This window comes from Actinorhabdospora filicis (assembly GCF_030269765.1).
GTDB classification, from domain to species: Bacteria; Actinomycetota; Actinomycetes; order Mycobacteriales; family Micromonosporaceae; genus Actinorhabdospora; species Actinorhabdospora filicis.
Genome location: NZ_BSTX01000002.1, coordinates 1,579,254 through 1,600,781, shown reverse-complemented (window position 1 = coordinate 1,600,781; position 21,528 = coordinate 1,579,254). Strand labels below are relative to the sequence as shown.

20 protein-coding genes and 1 tRNA gene are annotated in these 21,528 nt (G+C 72.8%); 18 read left to right on the top strand and 3 right to left on the bottom strand.

Translation table 11 applies throughout. The features are described 5' to 3' along the window. Positions 1-11 precede the first annotated feature (11 nt). From murJ to QSK10_RS20240, 5 genes are all read left to right on the top strand, one after another. Positions 12-1,583 carry a murein biosynthesis integral membrane protein MurJ gene (murJ, locus tag QSK10_RS20260; RefSeq protein ID WP_285664438.1) on the top strand — a complete coding sequence of 524 codons (1,572 nt, stop codon included), beginning with the start codon at positions 12-14 and terminating at the stop codon, positions 1,581-1,583. A gap of 14 nt (positions 1,584-1,597) precedes the next feature. Continuing rightward, the gene (locus QSK10_RS20255; protein WP_285664437.1) at positions 1,598-2,737 is read left to right on the top strand and encodes a glycosyltransferase family 4 protein; all 1,140 of its coding nucleotides are present in this window, start codon (positions 1,598-1,600) and stop codon (positions 2,735-2,737) included. Then, positions 2,734-5,034: a hypothetical protein gene (locus tag QSK10_RS20250; protein WP_285664436.1), complete on the top strand. Its 2,301-nt coding sequence runs from the start codon at positions 2,734-2,736 to the stop codon at positions 5,032-5,034. The genes QSK10_RS20255 and QSK10_RS20250 overlap by 4 nt, the downstream gene beginning before the upstream one ends. Positions 5,035-5,124: 90 nt before the next feature. Further along, positions 5,125-6,825: a CTP synthase gene (gene pyrG / locus QSK10_RS20245; protein WP_285664435.1), complete on the top strand. Its 1,701-nt coding sequence runs from the start codon at positions 5,125-5,127 to the stop codon at positions 6,823-6,825. A gap of 111 nt (positions 6,826-6,936) precedes the next feature. Then, positions 6,937-7,491 carry an NUDIX domain-containing protein gene (locus tag QSK10_RS20240; RefSeq protein ID WP_285664434.1) on the top strand — a complete coding sequence of 185 codons (555 nt, stop codon included), beginning with the start codon at positions 6,937-6,939 and terminating at the stop codon, positions 7,489-7,491. 177 nt (positions 7,492-7,668) lie between these two features. Here the strand turns inward: QSK10_RS20240 and QSK10_RS20235 are convergent, their stop codons facing one another. Continuing rightward, on the bottom strand, positions 7,669-8,193 hold the full coding sequence (locus QSK10_RS20235; RefSeq protein WP_285664433.1) for a TM2 domain-containing protein: 525 nt from the start codon (positions 8,191-8,193) through the stop codon (positions 7,669-7,671). Between the two features lie 188 nt (positions 8,194-8,381). Between QSK10_RS20235 and ald the strand changes: the two genes are divergently transcribed. The 7 genes from ald (at position 8,382) to QSK10_RS20200 (ending at position 14,685) form a co-directional block, all read left to right on the top strand. After that, positions 8,382-9,497: an alanine dehydrogenase gene (gene ald / locus QSK10_RS20230; RefSeq protein ID WP_285664432.1), complete on the top strand. Its 1,116-nt coding sequence runs from the start codon at positions 8,382-8,384 to the stop codon at positions 9,495-9,497. Next, positions 9,494-10,414 carry a site-specific tyrosine recombinase XerD gene (locus tag QSK10_RS20225; RefSeq protein WP_285664431.1) on the top strand — a complete coding sequence of 307 codons (921 nt, stop codon included), beginning with the start codon at positions 9,494-9,496 and terminating at the stop codon, positions 10,412-10,414. The genes ald and QSK10_RS20225 overlap by 4 nt, the downstream gene beginning before the upstream one ends. Positions 10,415-10,573: 159 nt before the next feature. Further along, positions 10,574-11,500, top strand: a complete 927-nt coding sequence (locus QSK10_RS20220; RefSeq protein ID WP_285664429.1) for a ParA family protein — start codon at positions 10,574-10,576, stop codon at positions 11,498-11,500. A 99-nt stretch (positions 11,501-11,599) separates the two neighbouring features. Next, complete coding sequence (locus QSK10_RS20215) at positions 11,600-12,124, top strand: hypothetical protein (protein WP_285664428.1); 525 nt, start codon at positions 11,600-11,602, stop codon at positions 12,122-12,124. A gap of 69 nt (positions 12,125-12,193) precedes the next feature. Beyond that, positions 12,194-13,090, top strand: a complete 897-nt coding sequence (locus QSK10_RS20210) for a segregation and condensation protein A (RefSeq protein WP_432705347.1) — start codon at positions 12,194-12,196, stop codon at positions 13,088-13,090. Further along, positions 13,083-13,961 carry an SMC-Scp complex subunit ScpB gene (scpB, locus tag QSK10_RS20205; protein WP_285664427.1) on the top strand — a complete coding sequence of 293 codons (879 nt, stop codon included), beginning with the start codon at positions 13,083-13,085 and terminating at the stop codon, positions 13,959-13,961. Before QSK10_RS20210 ends, scpB begins: the two co-directional genes overlap by 8 nt. Then, the gene (locus tag QSK10_RS20200) at positions 13,954-14,685 is read left to right on the top strand and encodes a pseudouridine synthase (protein ID WP_285664426.1); all 732 of its coding nucleotides are present in this window, start codon (positions 13,954-13,956) and stop codon (positions 14,683-14,685) included. The genes scpB and QSK10_RS20200 overlap by 8 nt, the downstream gene beginning before the upstream one ends. A gap of 84 nt (positions 14,686-14,769) precedes the next feature. Here the strand turns inward: QSK10_RS20200 and QSK10_RS20195 are convergent, their stop codons facing one another. Next, positions 14,770-15,297 carry a methylated-DNA--[protein]-cysteine S-methyltransferase gene (locus tag QSK10_RS20195; RefSeq protein WP_285664425.1) on the bottom strand — a complete coding sequence of 176 codons (528 nt, stop codon included), beginning with the start codon at positions 15,295-15,297 and terminating at the stop codon, positions 14,770-14,772. A 123-nt stretch (positions 15,298-15,420) separates the two neighbouring features. Here QSK10_RS20195 and cmk point away from each other — a divergent pair, with 123 nt between their 5' ends. From cmk to QSK10_RS20180, 3 genes are all read left to right on the top strand, one after another. Next, on the top strand, positions 15,421-16,092 hold the full coding sequence (gene cmk, locus QSK10_RS20190; protein WP_285664424.1) for a (d)CMP kinase: 672 nt from the start codon (positions 15,421-15,423) through the stop codon (positions 16,090-16,092). Continuing rightward, positions 16,089-17,495, top strand: coding sequence for a ribosome biogenesis GTPase Der (gene der, locus QSK10_RS20185; protein WP_285664423.1), 1,407 nt, complete (start codon positions 16,089-16,091; stop codon positions 17,493-17,495). The genes cmk and der overlap by 4 nt, the downstream gene beginning before the upstream one ends. 153 nt (positions 17,496-17,648) lie before the next feature. Continuing rightward, positions 17,649-17,722 (top strand) — tRNA-Pro (locus QSK10_RS20180). A gap of 99 nt (positions 17,723-17,821) precedes the next feature. On the opposite strand, the gene QSK10_RS20175 is transcribed toward QSK10_RS20180, so the two are convergent. Further along, entirely contained in the window at positions 17,822-18,394 is a 573-nt protein-coding gene (locus tag QSK10_RS20175) for a TetR/AcrR family transcriptional regulator (RefSeq protein ID WP_285664422.1), read from the bottom strand. Positions 18,395-18,566: 172 nt separating this feature from the next. Here QSK10_RS20175 and QSK10_RS20170 point away from each other — a divergent pair, with 172 nt between their 5' ends. From QSK10_RS20170 to QSK10_RS20160, 3 genes are read left to right on the top strand one after another with little or no spacing between them, the layout of a single operon-like run. Beyond that, positions 18,567-18,851: a hypothetical protein gene (locus QSK10_RS20170; protein ID WP_285664421.1), complete on the top strand. Its 285-nt coding sequence runs from the start codon at positions 18,567-18,569 to the stop codon at positions 18,849-18,851. A gap of 28 nt (positions 18,852-18,879) precedes the next feature. Then, the gene (locus tag QSK10_RS20165; RefSeq protein ID WP_285664420.1) at positions 18,880-19,098 is read left to right on the top strand and encodes a hypothetical protein; all 219 of its coding nucleotides are present in this window, start codon (positions 18,880-18,882) and stop codon (positions 19,096-19,098) included. A gap of 2 nt (positions 19,099-19,100) precedes the next feature. Beyond that, a complete protein-coding gene (locus QSK10_RS20160; protein WP_285664419.1) occupies positions 19,101-21,524 on the top strand; it encodes a glycoside hydrolase family 3 C-terminal domain-containing protein in 2,424 nt (807 codons plus the stop codon). The last annotated feature ends 4 nt before the right edge of the window (positions 21,525-21,528 follow it).

Here is a 21,528-nt window from a genome sequence, read left to right as displayed (position 1 = left end):
CGCGCCCGGTGATGGCCGCGGGCCGGATCGGGTCCTCGGCGGCGCTGATCGCCGGTTTGACCGTGGCCAGCAGGCTGGCGGGTTTCGCGCGTGTGCTGGTCTTCGCGTGGGCGGTGGGTTACACCAGCCTGGGCAACATGTACCAGACGGCCAACACCGCGCCGAACATCGTCTTCGAGATCGTGGCCGGTGGCGCGCTGGCGGCGCTGGTGGTGCCGGTGCTGGCGGCGCCGATCGCGCGCAAGGACGCCGCGTCGGTGGCCTCGGCGGCCTCGGCGATGCTGACGTGGACGCTGCTGATCCTGGTGCCGGTGGCGGTGCTGGTGGCGGTGTTCGCCGAGCCGATCGTGGGCCTGATGTCGGCGCGGGCGCCGGCCGATGAGGTCGCGGTCGGCGCGCGGATGCTGGTGGTCTTCGCGCCGCAGCTGCCCCTGTACGGGGCGGGTGTGGTGCTGACGGGTGTGCTGCAGGCGCACCGGCGGTTCGCGTGGCCGGCGCTGGCGCCGCTGCTGTCGAGCCTGACGGTGATCGGCGCCTATACCGTTTTCGGGCTGATGGACGCCGCCTCGCGCGCTTCGCGGGCCGGTGAGCTGGTCCTGTCGGTGGGCACGACGCTGGGCGTGGTGGTCTTGACGGGGTGCCTGGTCCCGCCGGTGCTGCGGCTGGGGGTGCGGCTGCGTCCGGCGGTGTCGTTCGCCGAGCAGGCCGGGCGGCAGGTGAAGTCGCTGGCCGGTGCCGGTGTGGTGACGGTGGGCATGCAGCAGCTGGCGATGCTGGTGGTGATCTACCTGGGCAACCCGCCGGCGCCCGACGGGACGCTGGTGGCGTACACGGTGGCCACGACGCTGTACCTGCTGCCGTGGGCGGTGCTGGCGGTGCCGCTGGCCACGGCGGTGTACCCGAGCCTGGCCGACGCGGTGGCCACCGAGGGGAAGGTCCGCTACGACTCGCTGCTGTCGGCGACCGCGCGGGGTGTGGTGCTGCTGTCGGGGCTGGGCGCGGCGGCGCTGTTCGCGATGGCCGATCCGCTCGCCCGGTTCATGACGGGCCTGTCGGAGCAGGGCTATCCGCCGGGGAGCCTGGCGGGTGCGTTGCGGTGGATGGCGCCGGGCCTGCTGGGCTACGGGCTGTTCGCTTTGCTGTCGCGGGCGCTGTACGCGCGGGGGGACAACATGCGCGCGGCGATCGCCACCGTGGCCGGGTGGGGCACGGTGATGATCACCACGATGCTGCTGGCGGGGGCCTGGAGCGACGGTGAGCGGGTGCTGGCGCTGGCGGCGGGCAACACCGCCGGGATGTGCGTGCTGGGACTGGCGCTGATCGTGATCGTGGTGGCCCGCGCGGGGCGTGGCGCCTTGTCGGGGCTGTGGCGGGTCGGGGGAGTGACGCTCCTGGCGGCCCTGGCCGCGGCTGCGGCGGGTGTGTGGGCCGGCCGGTTCCTCGACGGCTGGAACCCGATCGTGGCGGGGGTCATCGGCGGGCTCGTGGTCCTCGTCGTCTACGGTGCGGTGACGGTGCCGCTCGATCGGCACGACGTGCGCCCGGTGGTGGACAGGTTCGTGCGCCGCCTGCGGCGCGGATGAAGGCGGAGGCGGACATGGCGGGGACTGACACCACCGGAGCGCTCGACGGTCGTCGGGTGCACCTGGTGCTGGCCACGAGCACCGGCGGGGTCGGGCAGCACGTGGCCTCCCTGGTGGAGGGCCTGGTGGCCGCCGACGCCCGGGTCACCGTCGCGGGTCCCGCGGCCACCGAGGAGCTGTTCGGTTTCGGCGCGCGCGGCGCGCGGTTCGTGCCGGTGGAGATCAGCGCGGGCGTGGATCCGGTCGCCGACGCGCGCGCCGCACGGCGGTTGCGCGCGGCGCTGCGAGGACCGGGTGGGGCCCGGGCCACCGACATCGTCCACGCCCACGGGATGCGCGCCGGGCTGGTCGCCCGTGCGGCGCGGCCGCTGGGCGCGCCGCTGGTGGTGACCTGGCACAACGTGCTCATGAGCACCGGGGGAGTCAAGGGGCGGGTGCTGGGCGCGGCGGAGAAGGCCGTGGCGCGCGGTGCCGACCTGTCGCTGTGCGTGTCGGAGGACCTGGTGACGCGGGTGCTGCGGCTGGGCGGGCGCGATGTGCGGTTCGGGCCGGTCCCGGCGCCGCCGCTGCCCCCGGCCGCGCGTGACGCGGCGGCGGTGCGCGCGGAGCTGGGTGTGGCCGAAGGCCGCCCGCTGGTGCTGTCGATCGCGCGGTTGGCGCCGCAGAAGCGCGTGGACGTCCTCATCGACGCCGCGGCGAGCCTGGCCGGGCGTGACCCGGCGCCGTTGTTCGTGGTCGCCGGTGAGGGGCCGCTGCGCGAGGACCTGGCCGCGCGGATCGCCGCGACGGGCGCCCCGGTGACGCTGCTGGGGCACCGCAAGGACGTCCCGGACCTGCTGGGCGCGGCCGACCTGGTGGTCGGCACCGCCGAGTGGGAGGGCTACCCGCTGTTCGCGCAGGAGGCGCTGCGCTCGGGTACGCCGCTGATCGCCACGCGCGTCGGTGGTGTCCCGCACGTGACCGGTGACGCGGCGATCCTGGTGGCGCCGGGCGAGGCGGCGGCCACGGCCGCGGCGATCGCGCGGGTCCTGGACGACGCCGGTGAGCGCGAGCGCCTGTCGGCGGCCGGGCGTGAGCGCGGCGCGGGCCTGCCGACGGTGGCCGACGCCGTGGCGCAGGTCGAGGCGGTCTACCGGGAGCTGACCGGGGCGTGAGCGGGGAGGGCGTCCCGGCGCGCGGCCGCGCCGACCGGTTGCGGGCGTGGATCGAGGTCCACTGGCGCGGCGTGCTGGCGTGGTTCGCCGTCGCGGCGATGATGCTGGTGGCGGGGCTGGAGCTGCTGCCGCGGCACACCGGCGGCGCCGAGTCGCGCACGGTGCAGCACGTGGTGGTCGTGGGCGTGGCGGGGCTGCGCTGGGAGGACGTGAGCCCGCAGAGCACCCCCCACTTGTGGGAGCTGGCGCAGAAGGGCGCGATCGCGTCGCTGTCGGTGCGCTCGGCGGAGTCGCCGACGTGCCCGCTGGACGGGTGGTACACCTTGTCGGCGGGTGCGCGCGCGGCCGGTGACGATGAGGTCACCAACGGGGTGTGCGGGCCGCTGCCGGATGAGCGGATCGAGCCCGACCGTGACGGTGACGGGGCGAGGGTGGCCGGGCAGGAGGCGGCGGTCAACCGCAACCGGGCCCGTGTCAAGGGCGCGGAGCTGGGCGCGCTGGCCGAGTCGGTGCGGTGTTCGGTGGCGGTGGGCCCGGGTGGGGCGTTCGCGACCGCGCGGCCCACGGGGCAGGTCGACGTCTACACCCCCGGGCTGCCGCGTGATCCGCAGAAGGCGGCCGAGTTGCTGGCGTCGTGTGCGCTGGCGGTGGTGGATCTGGGGACGCTGCCCGACACTCCCGACCGGGCGACGGTGGCCGCCGAGGTCGATCAGCGGCTGTCGGCGGTGCTGGCGGCGCGTCCGGCCGATTCGCTGCTGATGATCGCGGGGGTGTCCGACACGCAGAGCCCGCCGCGGTTGCACGCGGCGATCGCCGACGGCCCGGGCCTGGACGGCGGGTGGCTGACCTCGGCCTCGACGGGTCGTCCGGGGTATCTGCAGCTGGTGGACCTGGCGCCGACGGCGGTGGAGGCGCTGGGGCGCAGCCAGTCGCGGGCGTTCCAGGGGGAGCCGGCCTCGGTGGAGCCGGGGCGGCCGGAGAGCCTGGCGCGGGCCATCGAGGAGATGGCCGACGCCGATCAGCAGGCCGCGGCCCAGCACGGCACGGTCGGCACGTTCTTGTTCGTGCTCACCTTGGGCCTGTTCGCGCTGTACGCGGCGGCCACGCCGGTGCTGCACCGGATGCGGCGGGGGCACGGGCCGGTGGGTGTGCGGCCGCCCTCGCATTGGACGATGCGGGCGCTGGTGGGCAGCGCGGTGGCGCTGGCGATGTCGGTTCCGGCGGCGATCCTGGCCGACCTGGTGCCGTGGTGGCGGGCGCCGGGGCACGTGTGGGTGTTCCTGGGGGTGACGCTGGTGATCACCCTGGCGCTGACGGCCGGGGCGCTGCTGATGCCGCGCAGGCGCACGCCGCTGCGGTTGATGACGATCGTGTCGAGCGTGGGCGTGATCATCGTGGCCGTCGACGTGCTGACCGGCGGGGCGTTGCAGCTGAACGGCGTGGCCGGGTACTCCGCCCTGGAGGGCGGGCGCTATTCGGGCATGGGTTCCATCGGTTACGGGGTGTTCGCCGCGGGGCTGATGATGACGGCCGGGTGCGTGGCGCAGAACGCCGCCCGCAAGTGGCGGCCGGTGGTCATCACCGCGCTGGGCAGCATCGGGATCCTCATCGTCGGCAGTCCCCATCTGGGCGCCGACCCGGCCGGGGCGATCGCGCTGACGGCGGGTGTGTGCCTGGCGGCGGTGATCTCCACCGGCGGGTGGCTGACCTTCGCGCGGCTGGCGTGGGCGACGTTGCTGGGTGTGGGCGTGATGCTGGCCTTCGCCGCCATCGACTTGACCCGTGATCCCGGTGACCGCGGCCCGCTGGGCCGGTTCGTGGCCGGTATCGCCTCGGGGGCCTCCAGCGGCACGCTGCGCGACATCGCCGAGGCCGATGTGATCGCGGTGGCCTCGTCCTGGACGACGATCCTGGTGCTGGGTTCGGCGGCGTTCGTCGGGCTGGTGCTGCTGCGGCCCTCCGGCGGTCTCAAACGCGCGTTCGGGCTCTACCCGGCCGCGCGGGGTGGGTTCGTGGGCGCCTCGGTCGCCGCGGCCCTCGGCGGGCTCCTGGACGGTTCGGGGCTCTACGCCGCCGGTGCCGCCGCCGCGATCACCGTGCCGCTGGCCGTGATCGTGGCGTTGCGGGTCCTGGCGCGGGCGCAGGTGCGCGGTGAGAAGAGCCGCCGGAAGGTGATCACGGTCGAGGGTGTTTCGTCCCGGCGAGTCGCCTCGATCACCGGACCCGCCAAGGACGCAGGTGGGGGCGGTGTTACTGTGGAATCCCGTGGATCGCGTGGCCGACCACAGACCATCTAGGCGACCCCCGCACGACCCTCCGGTTGGCGCCGGGGCATCGCGCCGATGGTTTTTCCGGGCCACGCCTGACGGCTACCACGGGAGACGGTTTTGGCCACCTCGGCACGCAGCACGAAGCACATCTTCGTCACCGGAGGCGTCGCCTCCGCCCTCGGCAAGGGCCTGACGGCCTCCAGCCTCGGCAATCTCCTCACCGCCCGCGGGCTGCGCGTGGTGATGCAGAAGCTCGACCCCTACCTCAACGTCGACCCCGGGACGATGAACCCGTTCCAGCACGGCGAGGTGTTCGTCACCGAGGACGGCGCCGAGACCGACCTGGACGTCGGCCACTACGAGCGCTTCCTGGACCGCTCGCTGTCGGGGCGCGCCAACGTGACCACCGGCAAGGTCTACTCCAAGGTCATCGCCAAGGAGCGGCGCGGTGAGTACCTCGGCGACACCGTCCAGGTCATCCCGCACATCACCAACGAGATCAAGGACCGGGTCAAGGCGATGGCCGCGCCCGACCCCGACGACCCCAGCGGCCGCGTCCCCGACGTGGTGATCACCGAGGTCGGCGGCACCGTCGGCGACATGGAGTCCCTGCCGTTCCTGGAGGCCATCCGGCAGCTGCGCCACGACCTCGGCCGCGACAACGTGTTCTACCTGCACGTCTCCCTCGTGCCCTACCTCGCGCCGTCGGGCGAGCTCAAGACCAAGCCCACCCAGCACTCGGTGGCCGCGCTGCGCAACATCGGCATCCAGCCCGACGCGATCGTGTGCCGCAGCGACCGGGAGATCCCGGCGCACCTGAAGGCCAAGATCGCCCTCTACTGCGACGTGGAGACCGAGGCGGTCGTCTCCGCCGCCGACGCCCCCAGCATCTACGACATCCCCAAGGTCCTGCACCGCGAGGGCCTGGACGTGTACGTGGTGCGGCGGCTGAGCCTGCCGTTCAAGGACGTCGACTGGGCGGCCTGGGACGATCTGCTCGACCGCGTCCACAACCCCGACGGGCGCATCTCGGTGGCCATCGTCGGCAAGTACGTCGACCTGCCCGACGCGTACCTGTCGGTGGCCGAGGCGGTCCGCGCGGCCGGGTTCGCCCACCGCGTGCGCGTCGACATCCGCTGGGTGGAGTCCGACGACTGCCGCACCGCCGAGGGCGCGGCCAAGGCCCTGGCCGGCGCGCACGGCGTGATCATCCCCGGCGGGTTCGGCTCGCGGGGTGTGGAGGGCAAGATCGGCGCCATCGAGCACACCCGCCGCAACAAGATCCCGACGCTGGGGCTGTGCCTGGGCCTGCATTGCATGACCATCGAGGTCCTGCGGCACGTGGGCGGGCTGGCGGGGGCGAACTCGGTGGAGTTCGACGAGAACTGCGAGCACCCGGTCATCGCCACGATGCCCGACCAGGCCGACATCGTGGCCGGCAAGGGCGACATGGGCGGCACCATGAGGCTGGGGTCCTACCCGGCCGACCTGGTGGAGGGTTCCCTGACGGCCGAGGCGTACGGGTCGACGAGTGTCACCGAGCGCCACCGGCACCGCTACGAGGTCAACAACTCCTACCGCGAGGCCCTGGCCAAGTCCGGGTTCGTGATCTCGGGGGTGTCGCCGGACGGGCGCCTGGTGGAGTTCGTGGAGCTGGAGCGCGACCTGCACCCGTTCTTCGTGGCCACCCAGGCCCACCCGGAGCTGAAGTCGCGCCCGACGCGTCCGCACCCGCTGTTCACCGCGTTCGTGGGCGCCTCGGTCATCCACTCCGACGGCGACAAGCTGCCCTCGGTGGAGCAGACCGCCGCGGTCTGAGGCGCGTCCTCTGCGGCCCGGCACGGTCACCGTGCCGGGCCTCTCGGCGTCCAGGGGTGGGGGAGGATGGGGGACGCCCGGGCCGTCCGGCCCCGACCGCGAGGGAGAGCGATGACCCACCAGTACGAGGTCCTCGGCAGCGTCGAGCGTTTCGCCGGCCCGATGTTCAGCGTGGTGACCGATGAGGTGGCCATGCCCGGCGGGGTGACCGCCTCGCGCGACTACATGCGCCACATCGGCGCGGTGGGCGTGGTGGCCCTCGACGATGACGACCGGGTCCTGCTGGTCCACCAGTACCGGCATCCGGTGCGCGCGTTCCTGTGGGAGCTGCCGGCGGGGCTGCTGGACGTGGCGGGGGAGGCCCCGGAGCTGACCGCCGCGCGGGAGTTGGCCGAGGAGGCCGACCTGACCGCGTCGTCCTACACCCACCTCACCGACGCGCTGGTGAGCCCGGGCTGCTCCAACGAGCGGATCCGGCTGTACCTGGCGCGGGGGCTGGCGCCGGTGCCCGACGCCGAGCGGCACGTCCGCGAGCACGAGGAGGCGGAGATGACCACCCGCTGGTGGAACCTGGACGAAGCGGTCGCGGCGGTACTGGACGGGCGGATCGCCAACGCGGCCTGCCAGATCGGGGTCCTGGCCGCCGCGGCCCTCCAGAAGCGCTGAGACCGGGGTGTAGCGCGGCTCTCAGTGGCCGCTACCTGTGAGAATGATCCGAAGAATCGAAGGGGCGAGCGGGTTTCCGCTCGCCTTTTCGCATGTCCTGATTCAGTGATAGGGCGAAAAGTTCGGCCCCTACCTCCCAGTATCCGGGATGCAGGGGCCGTGGGCTTCTGGCGCGCGTCAGCTGCGCAGGAGGCGCCCGTCGGCGTCGGTCTGCGTGTTCGACGTGAGCAGGATGATGCCGTCGATCAGCGGCCAGATGCCGCCGAGTCCGCAGGTCAGCCAGGTCGCGGCGATCTGGCCGATGGCCATGCCGACGTGGCCGGTGTAGAAACGGCCGACGCCGAAGCCGCCGAGGAAGATCTGCAGCAGGCCGGCGGTCAGCTTCGACTTGTCCGACAGGGGCTGGCCGGTGACCGGGTCGACGCCGTAGCCGCCCACCGCCGAGTAGGCGGGGACCGGGACGGCGACGGGAACCGGCTGGTAGACGGGCTGCTGCTGGTACACCGGCTGCTGCGGGTACTGCTGCTGCGCGTACGGGTCCGCGGGCTGGGCGTACGGGTCGGTGTATCCCGAGGCCGGAGGACCGGAGAGTTCATAGGAAGAGCCAGAGGGCGCGGGCTGCGGCGGCTGGCCGTACTGCTGGCCGTACTGCGGCGGCTGCTGCTGCCCGTAGGGGTCCTGCGGCGGATACGGAGAGGTCATGCTCGCAGATTAACCCACTCACGCTCGGTGAACGACCCCCACATGCCGCCTCGGTGACACTTCTTCGACCAACCCGAGCCACCCGTTCGGGCCACGTCCTACACTGCGGTCCGCGGGTGGGCGTGCGATCAGCCATCGGTGGAAGGGTTCCGCCGACACGCCGACCACGCGACGAAGGAGTCGCAACAATGAAGGTCGGTATCCCGAGCGAGGTCAAGAACCACGAGTACCGGGTGGCGATCACGCCGACGGGCGTCCACGAGCTCGTCCGCGGCGGACACGAGGTGTACGTCCAGGCCGGTGCCGGCGTCGGGTCCTCGATCCCCGACGAGGACTACATCGCGGCGGGGGCGACGATCCTCGCCGACGCCGACGCCGTCTGGGCCACCGGTGACCTCATCCTGAAGGTGAAGGAGCCGATCGCCTCCGAGTACCACCGGATGCGCGAGGGCCAGGTCCTGTTCACCTACCTCCACCTGGCCGCCTCCCGCGAGTGCACCGACGCCCTTCTGGAGCGCGGTGTCACCGGCATCGCCTACGAGACGGTGGAGACCGGCAACGGCGCGCTGCCGCTGCTGACCCCGATGTCGGAGGTCGCCGGGCGGCTGGCCCCGCAGGTCGGCGCCTACCACCTGATGCGCTCCGGCGGCGGCCGCGGCGTCCTGATGGGCGGCGTCTCGGGCGTGCACGCCGCGCGGGTCGTGGTCATCGGCGCCGGCATCTCCGGCATGAACGCCGCGGCGATCGCGCTGGGCATGCAGGCCGAGGTGCAGCTGCTGGACAAGAACATCGACAAGCTTCGCGACGCCGACCGCATCTACCAGGGCCACCTGCAGACGGTCGCCTCCAACGCCTACGAGATCGAGCGGGCCGTCCTGGAGGCCGACCTGGTCATCGGCGCCGTGCTGGTGCCCGGCGCCAAGGCGCCGACGCTGATCAGCAACGAGCTGGTCTCGCGGATGAAGCCCGGCAGCGTGCTGGTCGACATCTCCATCGACCAGGGCGGCTGCTTCGAGGACTCGCGTCCCACCACCCACGCCGACCCGACCTACGCCGTGCACAACTCGGTGTTCTACTGCGTGGCCAACATGCCCGGCGCCGTCCCGCACACCTCCACCTACGCGCTGACCAACGTCACGCTGCCGTACGTGCTGGAGCTGGCCAACCACGGCTGGCGCGAGGCGCTGCGCCGCGACCGCGCCCTGGCCCTGGGTCTCAACACCCACGCCGGGCACGTCGTCTACGGCCCCGTCGCCGAGGCCCACGGCCTCCAGGCGGTCAAGCTCGACGAGGTCATCGCTTGACGGAAGCGCGCATCGGCCGGGTGGCCGGGATCTACCTCGACCACCTGGCCGTCGAAAAGGGACGGTCGAAGAACACCATCGAGGCCTACCGCCGCGATCTCGACCGTTACCTGGAATGGCTCACCGCGCAGGGGATCGAGGCCGTCGACGCCATCACCCCCGACGTGGTCGAGGCATACCGCGCCGACCTGACCCGCGGCTGGGGCGGCCACCCGCCCCTGTCCGCGGCGTCGGTCGCCCGGATGGTCAGCGCGATCCGCGGGCTGCACAAGTTCGCCCACGCCGAAGGCCACGCCGGCACCGACCCGCTCATCGACGCGCCCCCGGTGAACCTGCCCACGCGGCTGCCCAAGGCGATCACCGTCGACGAGGTCGCCGCGCTGCTGGAGGCCGCGCGCTTCGGCGACGGCCCCATCCCCCTGCGCGACACCGCGCTCCTGGAGTTCCTCTACGGCACCGGGGCCCGCATCACCGAGGCCGTCACCTGCGCCATCGACGACCTCGACCTCACCGCCGGGGCGGTCACCCTCACCGGCAAGGGCGGCAAGACCCGCACCGTCCCGCTGGGCAACTACGCCGTCGAGGCCATCGAGGCCTACCTGGTGCGCGCCCGCCCCGGACTCAACCCCACCGACGCCGGGCTGTTCCGCAACAAGCGCGGCGGGAGACTGTCACGGCAAGGGGCGTGGGCGGTCCTCAAGGACGTCGCCGAGCGCGCCGGGCTGTCGGCCGACATCTCTCCGCACACCCTGCGGCACTCCTACGCCACGCACCTTCTGGACGGCGGCGCCGACATCCGCGCCGTGCAGGAACTGCTCGGTCACACATCGGTTGTGACCACTCAGGTTTACACGCTCGTGACGGTGGATAGACTCCGAGAGGTGTACGCGACTTCCCACCCACGAGCACGCCGATGAGTTCCACATCCCTGAATCCGTCGATGCGACACGCCGAATGTAGTGCGGCAACAGATTCATGTCGCATATGGATTGTCGCTGCCGTACAGTCGCAGGCAAGGGCGCACCGCCCCGCTGCGAGCACCCTGGCGGCGGCGACCTCACCGGGAGGGGCGTGACATGACCGTCGACAATGACGACAAGTGGGCAGCGCTGCGGCAGACTCCGCCACCGCCCGACGGCAGCGACGGCGAAGCCGGTCCCGCCGACCCCGAGGCGTACACCGGGAAGCGCGACATCCCCCAGCCCCAGCCCCTCGAACGGCACGGCCCCGCGCGCGTCATCGCCATGGCCAACCAGAAGGGCGGGGTCGGCAAGACCACCTCGACGATCAACCTGGGCGCCGCGCTCGCCGAGTACGGGCGCAAGGTCCTGCTGGTCGACTTCGACCCGCAGGGCGCGCTCTGCGTCGGCTTCGGCGTCAACCCCCACACCCTCGACCTGACCATCTACAACCTGCTCATGCAGGACGGGGTCAACATCGAGGACGTGGTCATCAAGACCAACGTGGCCGGGCTGCACGTCCTGCCCGCCAACATCGACCTCTCGGCCGCCGAGATCCAGCTGGTCAACGAGGTCGCCCGGGAGCAGACGCTGACGCGGGTGCTGCGGCCGGTGATGAGCGAGTACGACTTCATCATCATCGACTGCCAGCCCTCGCTGGGCCTGCTCACCGTCAACGCCCTCACCGCCGCCCACGGCGTCCTGGTGCCCCTCGAATGCGAGTTCTTCTCGCTGCGCGGTGTGGCGTTGCTGCTGGACACCGTGGACAAGGTCCGCGAGCGCCTCAACTTCGACCTGGAGCTGGAAGGCATCCTGGCCACCATGTACGACTCGCGTACCACGCACTGCCGCCAGGTGCTTCAGCGGGTCGTGGAGGCCTTCGGGGACCGCGTCTACCAGACGGTCATCACCCGCACCGTCCGCTTCCCGGAGACCACGGTCGCCGGTGAGCCCATCACCACCTGGGCGCCCGCGTCCAGCGGGGCGCGCGCCTACCGGCAGCTGGCGCGCGAGGTTCTGGCAGCGCACGACCTTCGCCGGTAGGAGCCCCACCTGATCTACGCCCTCGCCCAGCCGGCCGCCCTCGCCGGGCTGGCCGCGGCGCTGGTCCTCGGCATCGGGCTGCGTCATCTCGCCCAGAGCGTGCTCGCGGGCGGGCCGCGGCTGCCCTCCTGGCGCCGCGACGTCGACCCGCTCGGGCTGCTCGGCGCGGTCTTCGGCGGCACCGGCTGGGGCGCGGCGGCACCCGGCACACGGCGTCCGATGTGGACGGCGATCGCCGGGCCCGCCGGGGTCCTGATCGCGGGCGCGGCGGTGGTGGCCGGGTTCGGCGCGCTGTTCCCCGCCAGCCTCACCGGCGAGGTCTACCGGCCCTCCGACGTGCTGCGCGGCGTCCCCGGACCGGCCGCCGAGCAGCTGGTCTACACCACCGGGGTGGGCCTGATGTGCTTCGCGGTGGTGGCGCTGATGCCGCTGCCGCCCTGCGACGGATGGACGCTGCTGAAACGGTTCCTGCCCGGGGTGGTCTCGGCCGAGCCGCTGCTGGCCGGGCGCCGGGTGGGATCGGTGCTGCTGCTGGTGCTGATGGCCGTCCCGATCGGGGGAGTGCCTCCGCTGCACCGGGTCCTGGACGTGGTGGTCACGCCACTGGCGCGGCTGCTGCTCTGAGGAGCGGGCGGCCCGAGGTTGGCAGGTGTCGCCGCGCGCCCGCGCGGCGGCGATTACGCTTTCGGGGTGATCACGGCGAGCGAGCGACTGGACGACGGAGTGGACGGCGCGGTGACCGCCGGCGCCCCGGCCTCCGAGGCGCCCGCGCCCACCGGTTTCCAGGTGCGGCTGGCCAACTTCGAGGGCCCCTTCGACCTGCTGCTCCAGCTGATCGGCAAGCACAAGCTCGACGTCACCGAGGTCGCGCTGCACAAGGTCACCGACGAGTTCATCGCCTACATCCGGGCGATGGGCGACGACTGGGACCTCGACGAGACCAGCGAGTTCCTCGTCATCGCCGCGACCCTGCTCGACCTCAAGGCCGCGCGGCTGCTGCCGGCCGCCGAGGTCGAGGACGCCGAGGACCTGGCGCTGCTGGAGGCCCGCGACCTGCTGTTCGCGCGGCTGCTCCAGTACAAGGCCTTCAAGGAGGCCGCCGCCCACATCAACGGCCTGGAGCAGAACGCCGCCCGCCGCTGGCCGCGCGCGGTCACCCTGGAGGGCCGCTACGCCGACGCGCTGCCCGACCTCGTCCTGGGCATCGGCCCCGAGCGGCTGGCGAAACTGGCCGCGGCGGCGATGTCGCCCAAACCGGTCCCGGAGGTCTCGGTGGCGCACGTGCACATGGTGCGCGTCAGCGTCGCCGAGCACGCCGCGATCATCCAGGACCGCCTGCGCGGCCTGGGCACCGCGACCTTCCGCGCGCTGACCGCCGACTGCGAGTCGACCCTGGAGGTCGTCGCCCGGTTCCTGGCGCTGCTGGAGCTGTACCGGGAGAACATGATCGGCTTCGAGCAGGTGGAGGCCCTGGGGGAGCTGACGGTCCGCTGGATCGCCGAGGCCGACGCCCGCGCCATCGATGTCGACGAATACGCGGGCGCCCCGGAGGGCGCCGACGAGAAGACGGAGGACACCGACGGTGGCTGACGAGGCGCGGGGATCCCTGGCCGACGCGGTGGCGGACTGGACCCCGCCATGGCAGCGGGCCACGGCGGGGGAGGAGCCCGAAGGGCCGCCGCGGGACGACACCGGCGGTGAGGCCAAGGGCCTGGCGGCCGAGGTCGCCGGCTGGACGCCGCCCTGGCGGCGCGAGAGCGGCGAGCCGGAGGCGTCCCCCGAACCGGTGATGGCCGCCCCGGATCCCGAGCCGGAGCCGGAAATGGAGCCCGAGCCGGAACCGGAGATCGCCGAACCGGTCGCCGTGGTGGACGAGCCCGCCGAGGAGCCCCGGGACGAGGCGCCGCCGGAGGTCGACGACCTCCCCGGCACCCTGGAGGCGATCCTCATGGTCGTCGACGAGCCCGTCGGCGAGATCGTCCTGGCGCAGAACCTCGGGCGCACGAAAGAGGAGATCACCGCCGCGCTGGAGCGGCTCTCGGCGGAGTACACCGCCCAGGCCCGCGGCTTCGACCTGCGCAGGCAGGCCGGGGGCTGGCGCTTCTACACCCGCGACGAGTACGCCCCGCACGTGGAGCGCTTCGTCCTGGACGGCCAGCAGGCCCGCCTGACCAAGGCCGCGCTGGAGACCCTGGCCGTGGTCGCCTACAAGCAGCCGGTCACCCGGGCCCGCATCTCGGGCATCCGCGGCGTCAACTGCGACGGCGTGATCCGCACCCTCCTGTCCCGCGGACTCGTGGAGGAGTGTGGCAGCGAACCCGACACCGGAGCGCACCTGTACCGTACGACGGTGCTTTTCCTGGAGAAACTCGGTATCAACTCCGTCTCGGAGTTGCCGCCACTCGCGCCGTTCCTGCCCGACGACCTCGACGAGCTCACGGAAGGCGCCATCGATGGCTGAGACCGGCGAACAGCGACTGCAGAAGGTCCTGGCCTCGGCCGGGCTGGGCTCCCGGCGCGCGAGCGAGGAGCTCATCGCCGCCGGGCGCGTCACCGTCGACGGCAAGCGCGCCGAGCTGGGCGTGCGCGTCGACCCCGCCACCGCCGTCATCCACGTCGACGGCGAGCGCGTGATCACCGACGTCCGCACGGTGCACCTGGCGTTCAACAAGCCGCGCGGTGTGGTGTCGTCGATGGCCGACGAGCAGGGCCGCAAGGGCCTGGGCGAGTTCGTGACGGCGGTCCCGGAGCGGATCTTCCACGTGGGGCGCCTGGACACCGACTCGGAGGGTCTGCTGCTGCTGACCAACGACGGTGACCTCGCCCACCGGCTGATGCACCCGTCCTACGAGATCGCCAAGACCTACCGCTGCGAGGTGCGCGGGCCGATCCCGATGTCGCTGGGGCGGCGCCTGGCCAAGGGCGTGACGCTGGAGGACGGGCCGGTCACCATCGACGACTTCAAGGTCATCGACGAGCACGAGAACCGCTCGCTGATCGAGATCGTTGTCCACGAGGGCCGCAAGCACATCGTGCGGCGGCTGCTGGACGAGGTCGGGCACCCGGTCTTCCGGCTGGTGCGCACTCGGATCGGCGCGGTGACGCTGGGGAACCTCAAGCCGGGCACGGTGCGCAATCTGCGCCGTGAGGAGCTGGGGGCTCTGTACAAGGCCGTAGGCCTGTAAAGCCGGTAGAGCAAGGCCGTAGGCCTGTAAAGGCAAGCAGGGTAAGGCCGTAGGCCTGTAAGCCGGTGGCCCGCGCGGCGGGCGCTAGAACAGCGTCGGGGCGATGGCCCCTTCGATGGTGAGCAGCCGTCGCTTGGTCTCCATGGAGGGGCCGCGGCGGCTGCCGGAGAATCCGCCGAGCCCGCCGCCGCTGTCCACCACGCGGTGGCAGGGCACGACGATCGGGATCGGGTTGGAGCCCATGATGGCGCCGACCACGCGCGCCGCGCCGGGACGCCCGGCGCGGGCGGCGAGCTCGCCGTAGCTGACGGTCTCGCCGTAGGCGACGGTCTCGTGGAGGGTCTGGAGGACGGTGCGCTGCCAGCCGTCGAAGTCCGACCAGTCGAGGGGCAGGTCGAACTCGCGGCGCTCGCCGGTGAGGTAGGCGGCCAGTTGCGCGGCCACGGCGGCGGTGCGCTCGTTCTCGCCCTCGACGGCGCCGTCGGGCATGTGCTCGGCGGCGCGTTCGGGCCGGTCGAGCAGTGACAGGCGGCGCAGGCCGCGCGGTGAGACGGCTATGGCGACCGGTCCGGTCGGTCCCGGCAGCGTCGTCCAGACTGTGTCCTCGCCCACCCGGGGAAGGCTACGCCGCCCGGGCGCGCTGTACGAGCGGCCCGTGCTGGAGCTCACTTCGGGCGACAAGGCATGATTGGGTCGGTCCTCGTCGGGGACGCGGTAGGTGATCGGGAGGCGAGAGTGAACAGTCCGCAGGCGCGCGTGGTCGCGGTGGACGGACCTTCGGGGTCCGGCAAGTCCACGGTGTCGAAGCGGCTGGCTTCGGCGCTGGGCTCGGCCTACCTCGACACCGGCGCGATGTACCGGGCGGCGGCGCTGGCCGCGCTGCGCTCGGGGGTCGACCTCGCCGACAAAGACGCCGTGGCCGAGGCGGTGCGCACCGCGAAGCTGGAGCTGGGCACCACTCCCGGCGACCCGTTCACGCGGCTGGACGGCGAGCCCGTCGACGCCGAGATCAGGGGCGCGGAGGTGACCGGCGCGGTGTCGGCGGTCGCGGGCGTCCCGGCGGTGCGCGAGCACCTGATCGCCGAGCAGCGCCGCATCATCGCCGAGGCCGGCGCGGGGATCGTGGTCGAGGGCCGCGACATCGCCGAGGTCGTGGCGCCCGATGCCGACCTGAAGGTGTACCTGTACGCCGACGAGCTGGAGCGCGCCCGCCGCCGCAGCGCCGAGAACGACACCGACGTCTCGGCCACCGCCGCCGACATCGCCCGGCGCGACGCCGCCGACTCCAAGACCACCAAGCCACTGGAAGCCGCAGCCGGCGCCGTCGCGATCGACACGACCCATCTGGGGATCGACGCCGTCGTGGGCCGGATGCTCGCACTACTTAGCAACGGGGAAATCACGTGACTGACGACGCCATCTGGGCCGCGCTAGCCGAGGAGTTCCAGCCCGACGTCGACGCGGCGCTCGCCGAGGAGGAGGGCCCGGTACCGGTCGTGGCGGTCGTGGGCCGCCCCAACGTGGGCAAGTCCACGCTGGTGAACCGCATCATCGGGCGCCGCCAGGCGGTCGTGGAGGACAAGCCGGGTGTGACCCGCGACCGCGTGTCCTATGACGCGGTGTGGGCCGGACGCAAATTCATGGTCGTCGACACCGGCGGCTGGGAGCCCGACGCGAAGGGCCGGGCGGCGGCCATCGCCGGTCAGGCCGAGATCGCGATGCGCACCGCCGACGTGATCATCCTGGTCGTGGACGCCATCGTCGGTGCCACCGACGTCGACGAGGCCGCCGCGAAGGTCCTGCAGCGCGGCAAGAAGCCGGTGCTGCTGGTGGCCAACAAGATCGATGACCAGCGGCAGGAGCCGGAGGCCTCGGGACTGTGGTCGCTGGGCCTGGGCGAGCCGTTCCCGGTGTCGGCGCTGCACGGCCGGGGTTCGGGCGACCTGCTCGACGAGATCATGAAGCTGATGCCGGAGGTCCCCGAGGACTTCGGTCCCAAGGAGGGCGGCCCGCGCAGGGTGGCGCTCGTCGGGCGTCCCAACGTGGGCAAGTCGAGCCTGCTCAACCAGCTGTCGAAGGACATGCGGGCGGTCGTCGACGACGTCGCCGGGACCACCGTCGACCCCGTCGACAGCCTGGTGGACATCGACGGCGAGACCTGGCACCTGGTCGACACCGCCGGCCTGCGCCGCCGCGTGGCGCAGGCGTCGGGCACCGAGTACTACGCGTCCCTGCGCACCCAGGGCGCCATCGAGGCCGCCGAGGTCGCGGTGGTGCTGCTGGACGCCTCGCAGGCCATCTCCGAGCAGGACCAGCGGGTCATCTCGCAGGTCGTGGAATCGGGCCGGGCCCTGGTGATCGCGTACAACAAGTGGGACCTGGTCGACGAGGAGCGCCACTACTACCTGGAGCGCGAGATCGAGCGCGAGATGCGGCGGGTCGCCTGGGCGCCGCGCATCAACATCTCGGCGATGACGGGCCGGGCGGTCGCCAAGCTCGCCCGCGAGATCCGCGTCGCGCTCGCCGGGTGGGAGCAGCGGGTGTCCACCGGTGAGCTCAACCAGTGGATGGCGGCGCTGATCGCGGCCCACCCGCACCCGATCCGGGGCGGCAAGGCGCCCAGGATCCTGTTCGCGACCCAGGTGGACATCCGTCCGCCGCGGTTCATCCTGTTCACCTCCGGCAAGCTCGACCCGCAGTACGTGCGGTACGTCGAGCGGCGGCTGCGCGAGGACTTCGGTTTCGTCGGCAGCCCCATCTCGATCCAGGTGAAGGCGCGCGAAAAGCGCGGCAAACCGGCCAAGAAGTGACGGCGGCGGGCGCGTTCCCTTATGGGGGGCGCGCCTTCGTCGTTGTGGCACGTGAGCTGCGGTGATCCCTTGTCGATACCCGGTTGCGGGGTCACGGGTGGGCTCGGATATGCTTCTCCTCGCTGCCGCGCGCTCACAAGGTGCGGGTGGCCTCGGGACGTGGCGCAGTTTGGTAGCGTACTTGACTGGGGGTCAAGGGGTCGTGGGTTCGAATCCCGCCGTCCCGACCGAGTGAGAATGTGAAAGGCCCGGGAGACGATGTCTCCCGGGCCTTCTCCGTTTTCTAAGGCCCGAGTCGTTTTCCAAGGCCCGAGTCCGGCGTGTTCTCAGGGCGAGCGGCGCAGCAGTGCCAAGGCGCCGCGCACGACTCCGGTCATGTCGATGTCGCCGCCCGACAGCAGCCACTGGAGCTGGAGGCCGTCCATGACCGCGATGAGCATCGCCGCGGCGTCCTCGGCGCTCATGCCCTCGGGCAGGACGACGCCGGGGTCCTCGCGCACCATCGCCGCGACCGCCTCGCGCAGCCGCTCGTAGCGCCCGGTGAAGAAGTCGCGGGCCGGGTGGTCCTCGGTGACCGAGTCGGCCGACAGGACCGTGTAGGACTGCACCATGCCGCGCCGCTGCGTGTTCAGCTCGACGATGGCCGGCAGCGCGTCCAGGCCGCCGTGCGGCCACAGGTGGGCGGTGTCGCGCTCGTCGCGCAGGGCCAGGACCTCCACCAGCAGCCGCTCCTTGGTCGGGAAGTAGTGCAGCAGGCCCTGCTGGGTCAGCCCGACGCGCTCGGCGATGAGGGCGAGGCTGGCGCCCCGGTAGCCGCGTTCGGCGAACAGCTCCAGGGCCGCCTCCAGGATCTCCTCGCGGCGGGCCTCGGGGCGGGTGGTGCGGCGGGCTCGTGGCATGGACGCCAGCCTAGGCGCGCGCCGCCGGACGGGGCGTCAGCGGTGAAATACGGCACTCCGCGCGTCATCATGTAACGAACGGATCACGCTACCTACCGACTACTCGGTAAGTCGTGGCATAGTTCGCATCGGGCCGCGACACCGGAGTCGCGGCGGCACGTCAGGAGCGGCCATGTCGCACACGATCACCACCCCCGAGGCGGACCAGGGCGTCCAGCGGGAACCCCGCGCGTTCCCGCTGCGGCTGGGCATGGCCAACCTCGGCCTGTTCGCCGCGCTGCTGCCGCCCGTCCTGGTCACCATGGCCCTCAAGATCGAGGCCGTGGCGCCGGCGGCCAAGGAACGCGGCCTGGCGATGGTCCTGGCCGCCGGGGCTTTCGGCGTCCTCGTGGCCAACCCCCTCGTCGGGCGCCTGTCGGACCGGACCCGCTCGCGCTCCGGGCGCCGCCGCCGATGACGTGCCCGCCACCCTCGGCCCGATCCTGATGGCCGGCTACGCCCTCACCACCGTCACCGCCGGTGCCGGCGGCCGGCTCTCCGACCGCTTCGGCGGACGCCGCAAGGCCTTCGTGCTGGGCGCGGCCGTCGCGCCGCTGCTCCCGGCCATCGGCGGCGGAGAGAACTACGCCGCCCTGTTCGCCTTCGCGGCCCTCGTCGGCCTCGCGGGCGCCGTCCTCGTCACTCGCATCAAAGGGGTTCACTGACCATGTACGACGACGTCATCGAGAAGGCCCTCGCCGCCCTCGACCTCGACACCAAGACCCGCCTGCTGGCCGGACAGGACATGTGGACCCTGCCCGGCGTCGCCGAGATCGGCCTGGCACCCATCGTCATGTCCGACGGGCCCATCGGCGTCCGCGGCCAGAAGTGGACCGGCGACGCCGCCATCGCCCTGCCCAGCCCCACCGCCCAGGCGGCGTCCTGGGACCCCGGGCTCGCCGAGGAGAACGGCCGCCTGCTCGCCCAGGAGGCCCGCCGCAAGGGCGTCCACGTCCTGCTGGCGCCCACCGTCAACCTGCACCGCTCGCCCCTGGGCGGACGCCACTTCGAGGGCTTCTCCGAAGACCCCTACCTGACCGGCCAGATGGCCGCGGCCTTCGTGCGCGGCGTCCAGTCCGGAGGCGTGGCCACCACCGTCAAGCACTTCGTGGCCAACGACGCCGAGACCGACCGGATGAGCGTGGACAACATCGTCGGCGAGCGCGCCCTGCGCGAGCTGTACCTGGCGCCCTTCGAGACGGTGGTCAAGGAGGCCGGGGCGTGGGGTGTGATGGCCGCCTACAACGCGGTCAACGGCGCGAGCATGACCACCAACGGCGAGCTCCAGAACGGCGTCCTGCGCGGTGAGTGGGGCTTCGACGGGTTCATCGTCTCCGACTGGACGGCCTCGCGCGACACGGTGGGTTCGGCGATGGGCGGCACGGACGTGGCGATGCCCGGCCCGGTGACCGTCTACGGCGAGGCGCTGGCGGCGGCGGTGCGCGAGGGGCGCGTCCCCGAGGAGGTCGTGGACGCCATGGTGCGGCGGGTGCTGCTGCTGGCCGCGCGGGTGGGTGCGCTGGCGGGCGCTCCGGCGGCGGTGGGTGAGCTCCCGGCCCGGATCGACGGCCCGGCGCAGGCGCGGCGGGCGGCGGCGCGGTCGTTCGTGCTGGCCAGGAACGACGGCGGGCTGCTGCCGCTGGCGGGTGTGCGCCGGATCGCGGTGTCGGGAATGGCCGCGCGGGAGCCGCGGGTGATGGGCGGCGGGAGCGCGCAGGTGTTCGTGCCGTCGGTGGCCACGCCGCTGGACGCGTTGCGGGAGGCCCTGCCGGGGGTGGAGATCGACTACCGGGTGGGCGCCGACGCGCGGACGCTGCTGCCGCCGTACGCGGGGGCGGCCACGGCCACCGCTCGCGACGCCGCCGGGAACGTGCTGGTGGCCGAGGAGCTGGCCGAGAGCCGGGTGGCGTGGATGGGCGAGTTGCCCGCCGGGCTCGACCCGGCGGCGCTGGCCACCGTCGAACTGCGCGCGACGATCGTGCCCGATGAGAGCGGTGAGCACGTGCTGTCGCTGGCCGGGGCGGGGATGTTCACCCTGGTGGTGGACGGCGAGAGGCTCTTCGAGGGCCCGCAGATCCCCGAGGGCGACGACCCGGTGGCGGCCTTCATCAGCCCGCCGGAGACGCGTTTCGCGGTGGCGATGACGGCCGGTACGCCCGTGGAGGTGGCGGTGACCGCCGCGATCGATCCGCGGCAGGTGCGGGGTCCGCTGAAGATGGTGTTCTTCACCCTGGGGCACTCCCGGCCCGTCCCGGACGAGGAGGCGGGCCTGGCCGAGGCGGCCGAGGCCGCGCGCGGCGCCGACGTGGCGATCGTGTTCGTCAACACCACCGAGGCGGTGGAGAGCGAGGGCTTCGACCGCAAGAGCCTGGCGCTGCCCGGGCGGCAGGACGACCTGGTGTCGCGGGTCGCGGCGGCCAACGGGCGCACGATCGTGGTGGTGACCGCCGGCGCGCCGGTGGAGATGCCGTGGCTGGAGGAGGTCCCGGCGGTGCTGCTGACCTGGTTCGGCGGGCAGGAGTTCGCCCCGGCGCTGGCCGCGGTGCTGACCGGGGCCGAGGAGCCCGGCGGGCGGCTGCCGACCACGTGGCCGCGCCGCCTGTCCGACGCGCCGGTCTCGGCGGTGGTGCCCACCGGCGGGAAGCTCGTCTATGAGGAGGGCGTGTTCATCGGCTACCGCGCCTGGGAGCGCCGTGATGCCGTCGCCCCGGCCTTCTGGTTCGGGCACGGCCTGGGCTACACCACCTGGGACTACGCCGACATCGCCGTCGACGCCGATGACACCGCGGGAGAGAGCCTGGGCACCGTGCGGGTGACGGTGGACAACGAGGGCGGGCGGGCCGGGCGCGAGGTCGTCCAGGTCTACCTGGAGCCGGTGGAGGCCGACGAGGAGCGCCCGGCGCGCTGGCTGGCCGGGTTCGCCGCCGTGGAGGCCGCCGCGGGCGAGGGCGTGGAGGTCCACATCCCGATCCCGGCGCGGGCGGCGCAGGTGTGGGAGAACGGCGGCTGGGTCACCCGGCGCGGCGCCTACGTGGTCCACGCCGGACGGTCGGTGGCCGATCTGCGGCTGTCGGCGGTGATCGAGGTCTGACCGG

What these genes read in the sequence shown, in the direction of transcription:
- QSK10_RS20170 (WP_285664421.1), top strand. Translation starts at nt 18,567, where the DNA reads ATGTCGCACACGATCACCACCCCCGAGGCGGACCAGGGCGTCCAGCGG.
- QSK10_RS20200 (WP_285664426.1), top strand. Translation starts at nt 13,954, where the DNA reads ATGGCTGAGACCGGCGAACAGCGACTGCAGAAGGTCCTGGCCTCGGCC.
- QSK10_RS20165 (WP_285664420.1), top strand. Translation starts at nt 18,880, where the DNA reads ATGGCCGGCTACGCCCTCACCACCGTCACCGCCGGTGCCGGCGGCCGG.
- QSK10_RS20175 (WP_285664422.1), bottom strand. Translation starts at nt 18,394, where the DNA reads ATGCCACGAGCCCGCCGCACCACCCGCCCCGAGGCCCGCCGCGAGGAG.
- murJ (WP_285664438.1), top strand. Translation starts at nt 12, where the DNA reads ATGGCCGCGGGCCGGATCGGGTCCTCGGCGGCGCTGATCGCCGGTTTG.
- QSK10_RS20240 (WP_285664434.1), top strand. Translation starts at nt 6,937, where the DNA reads ATGACCCACCAGTACGAGGTCCTCGGCAGCGTCGAGCGTTTCGCCGGC.
- QSK10_RS20255 (WP_285664437.1), top strand. Translation starts at nt 1,598, where the DNA reads ATGGCGGGGACTGACACCACCGGAGCGCTCGACGGTCGTCGGGTGCAC.
- ald (WP_285664432.1), top strand. Translation starts at nt 8,382, where the DNA reads ATGAAGGTCGGTATCCCGAGCGAGGTCAAGAACCACGAGTACCGGGTG.
- QSK10_RS20220 (WP_285664429.1), top strand. Translation starts at nt 10,574, where the DNA reads ATGACCGTCGACAATGACGACAAGTGGGCAGCGCTGCGGCAGACTCCG.
- QSK10_RS20160 (WP_285664419.1), top strand. Translation starts at nt 19,101, where the DNA reads ATGTACGACGACGTCATCGAGAAGGCCCTCGCCGCCCTCGACCTCGAC.
- QSK10_RS20235 (WP_285664433.1), bottom strand. Translation starts at nt 8,193, where the DNA reads ATGACCTCTCCGTATCCGCCGCAGGACCCCTACGGGCAGCAGCAGCCG.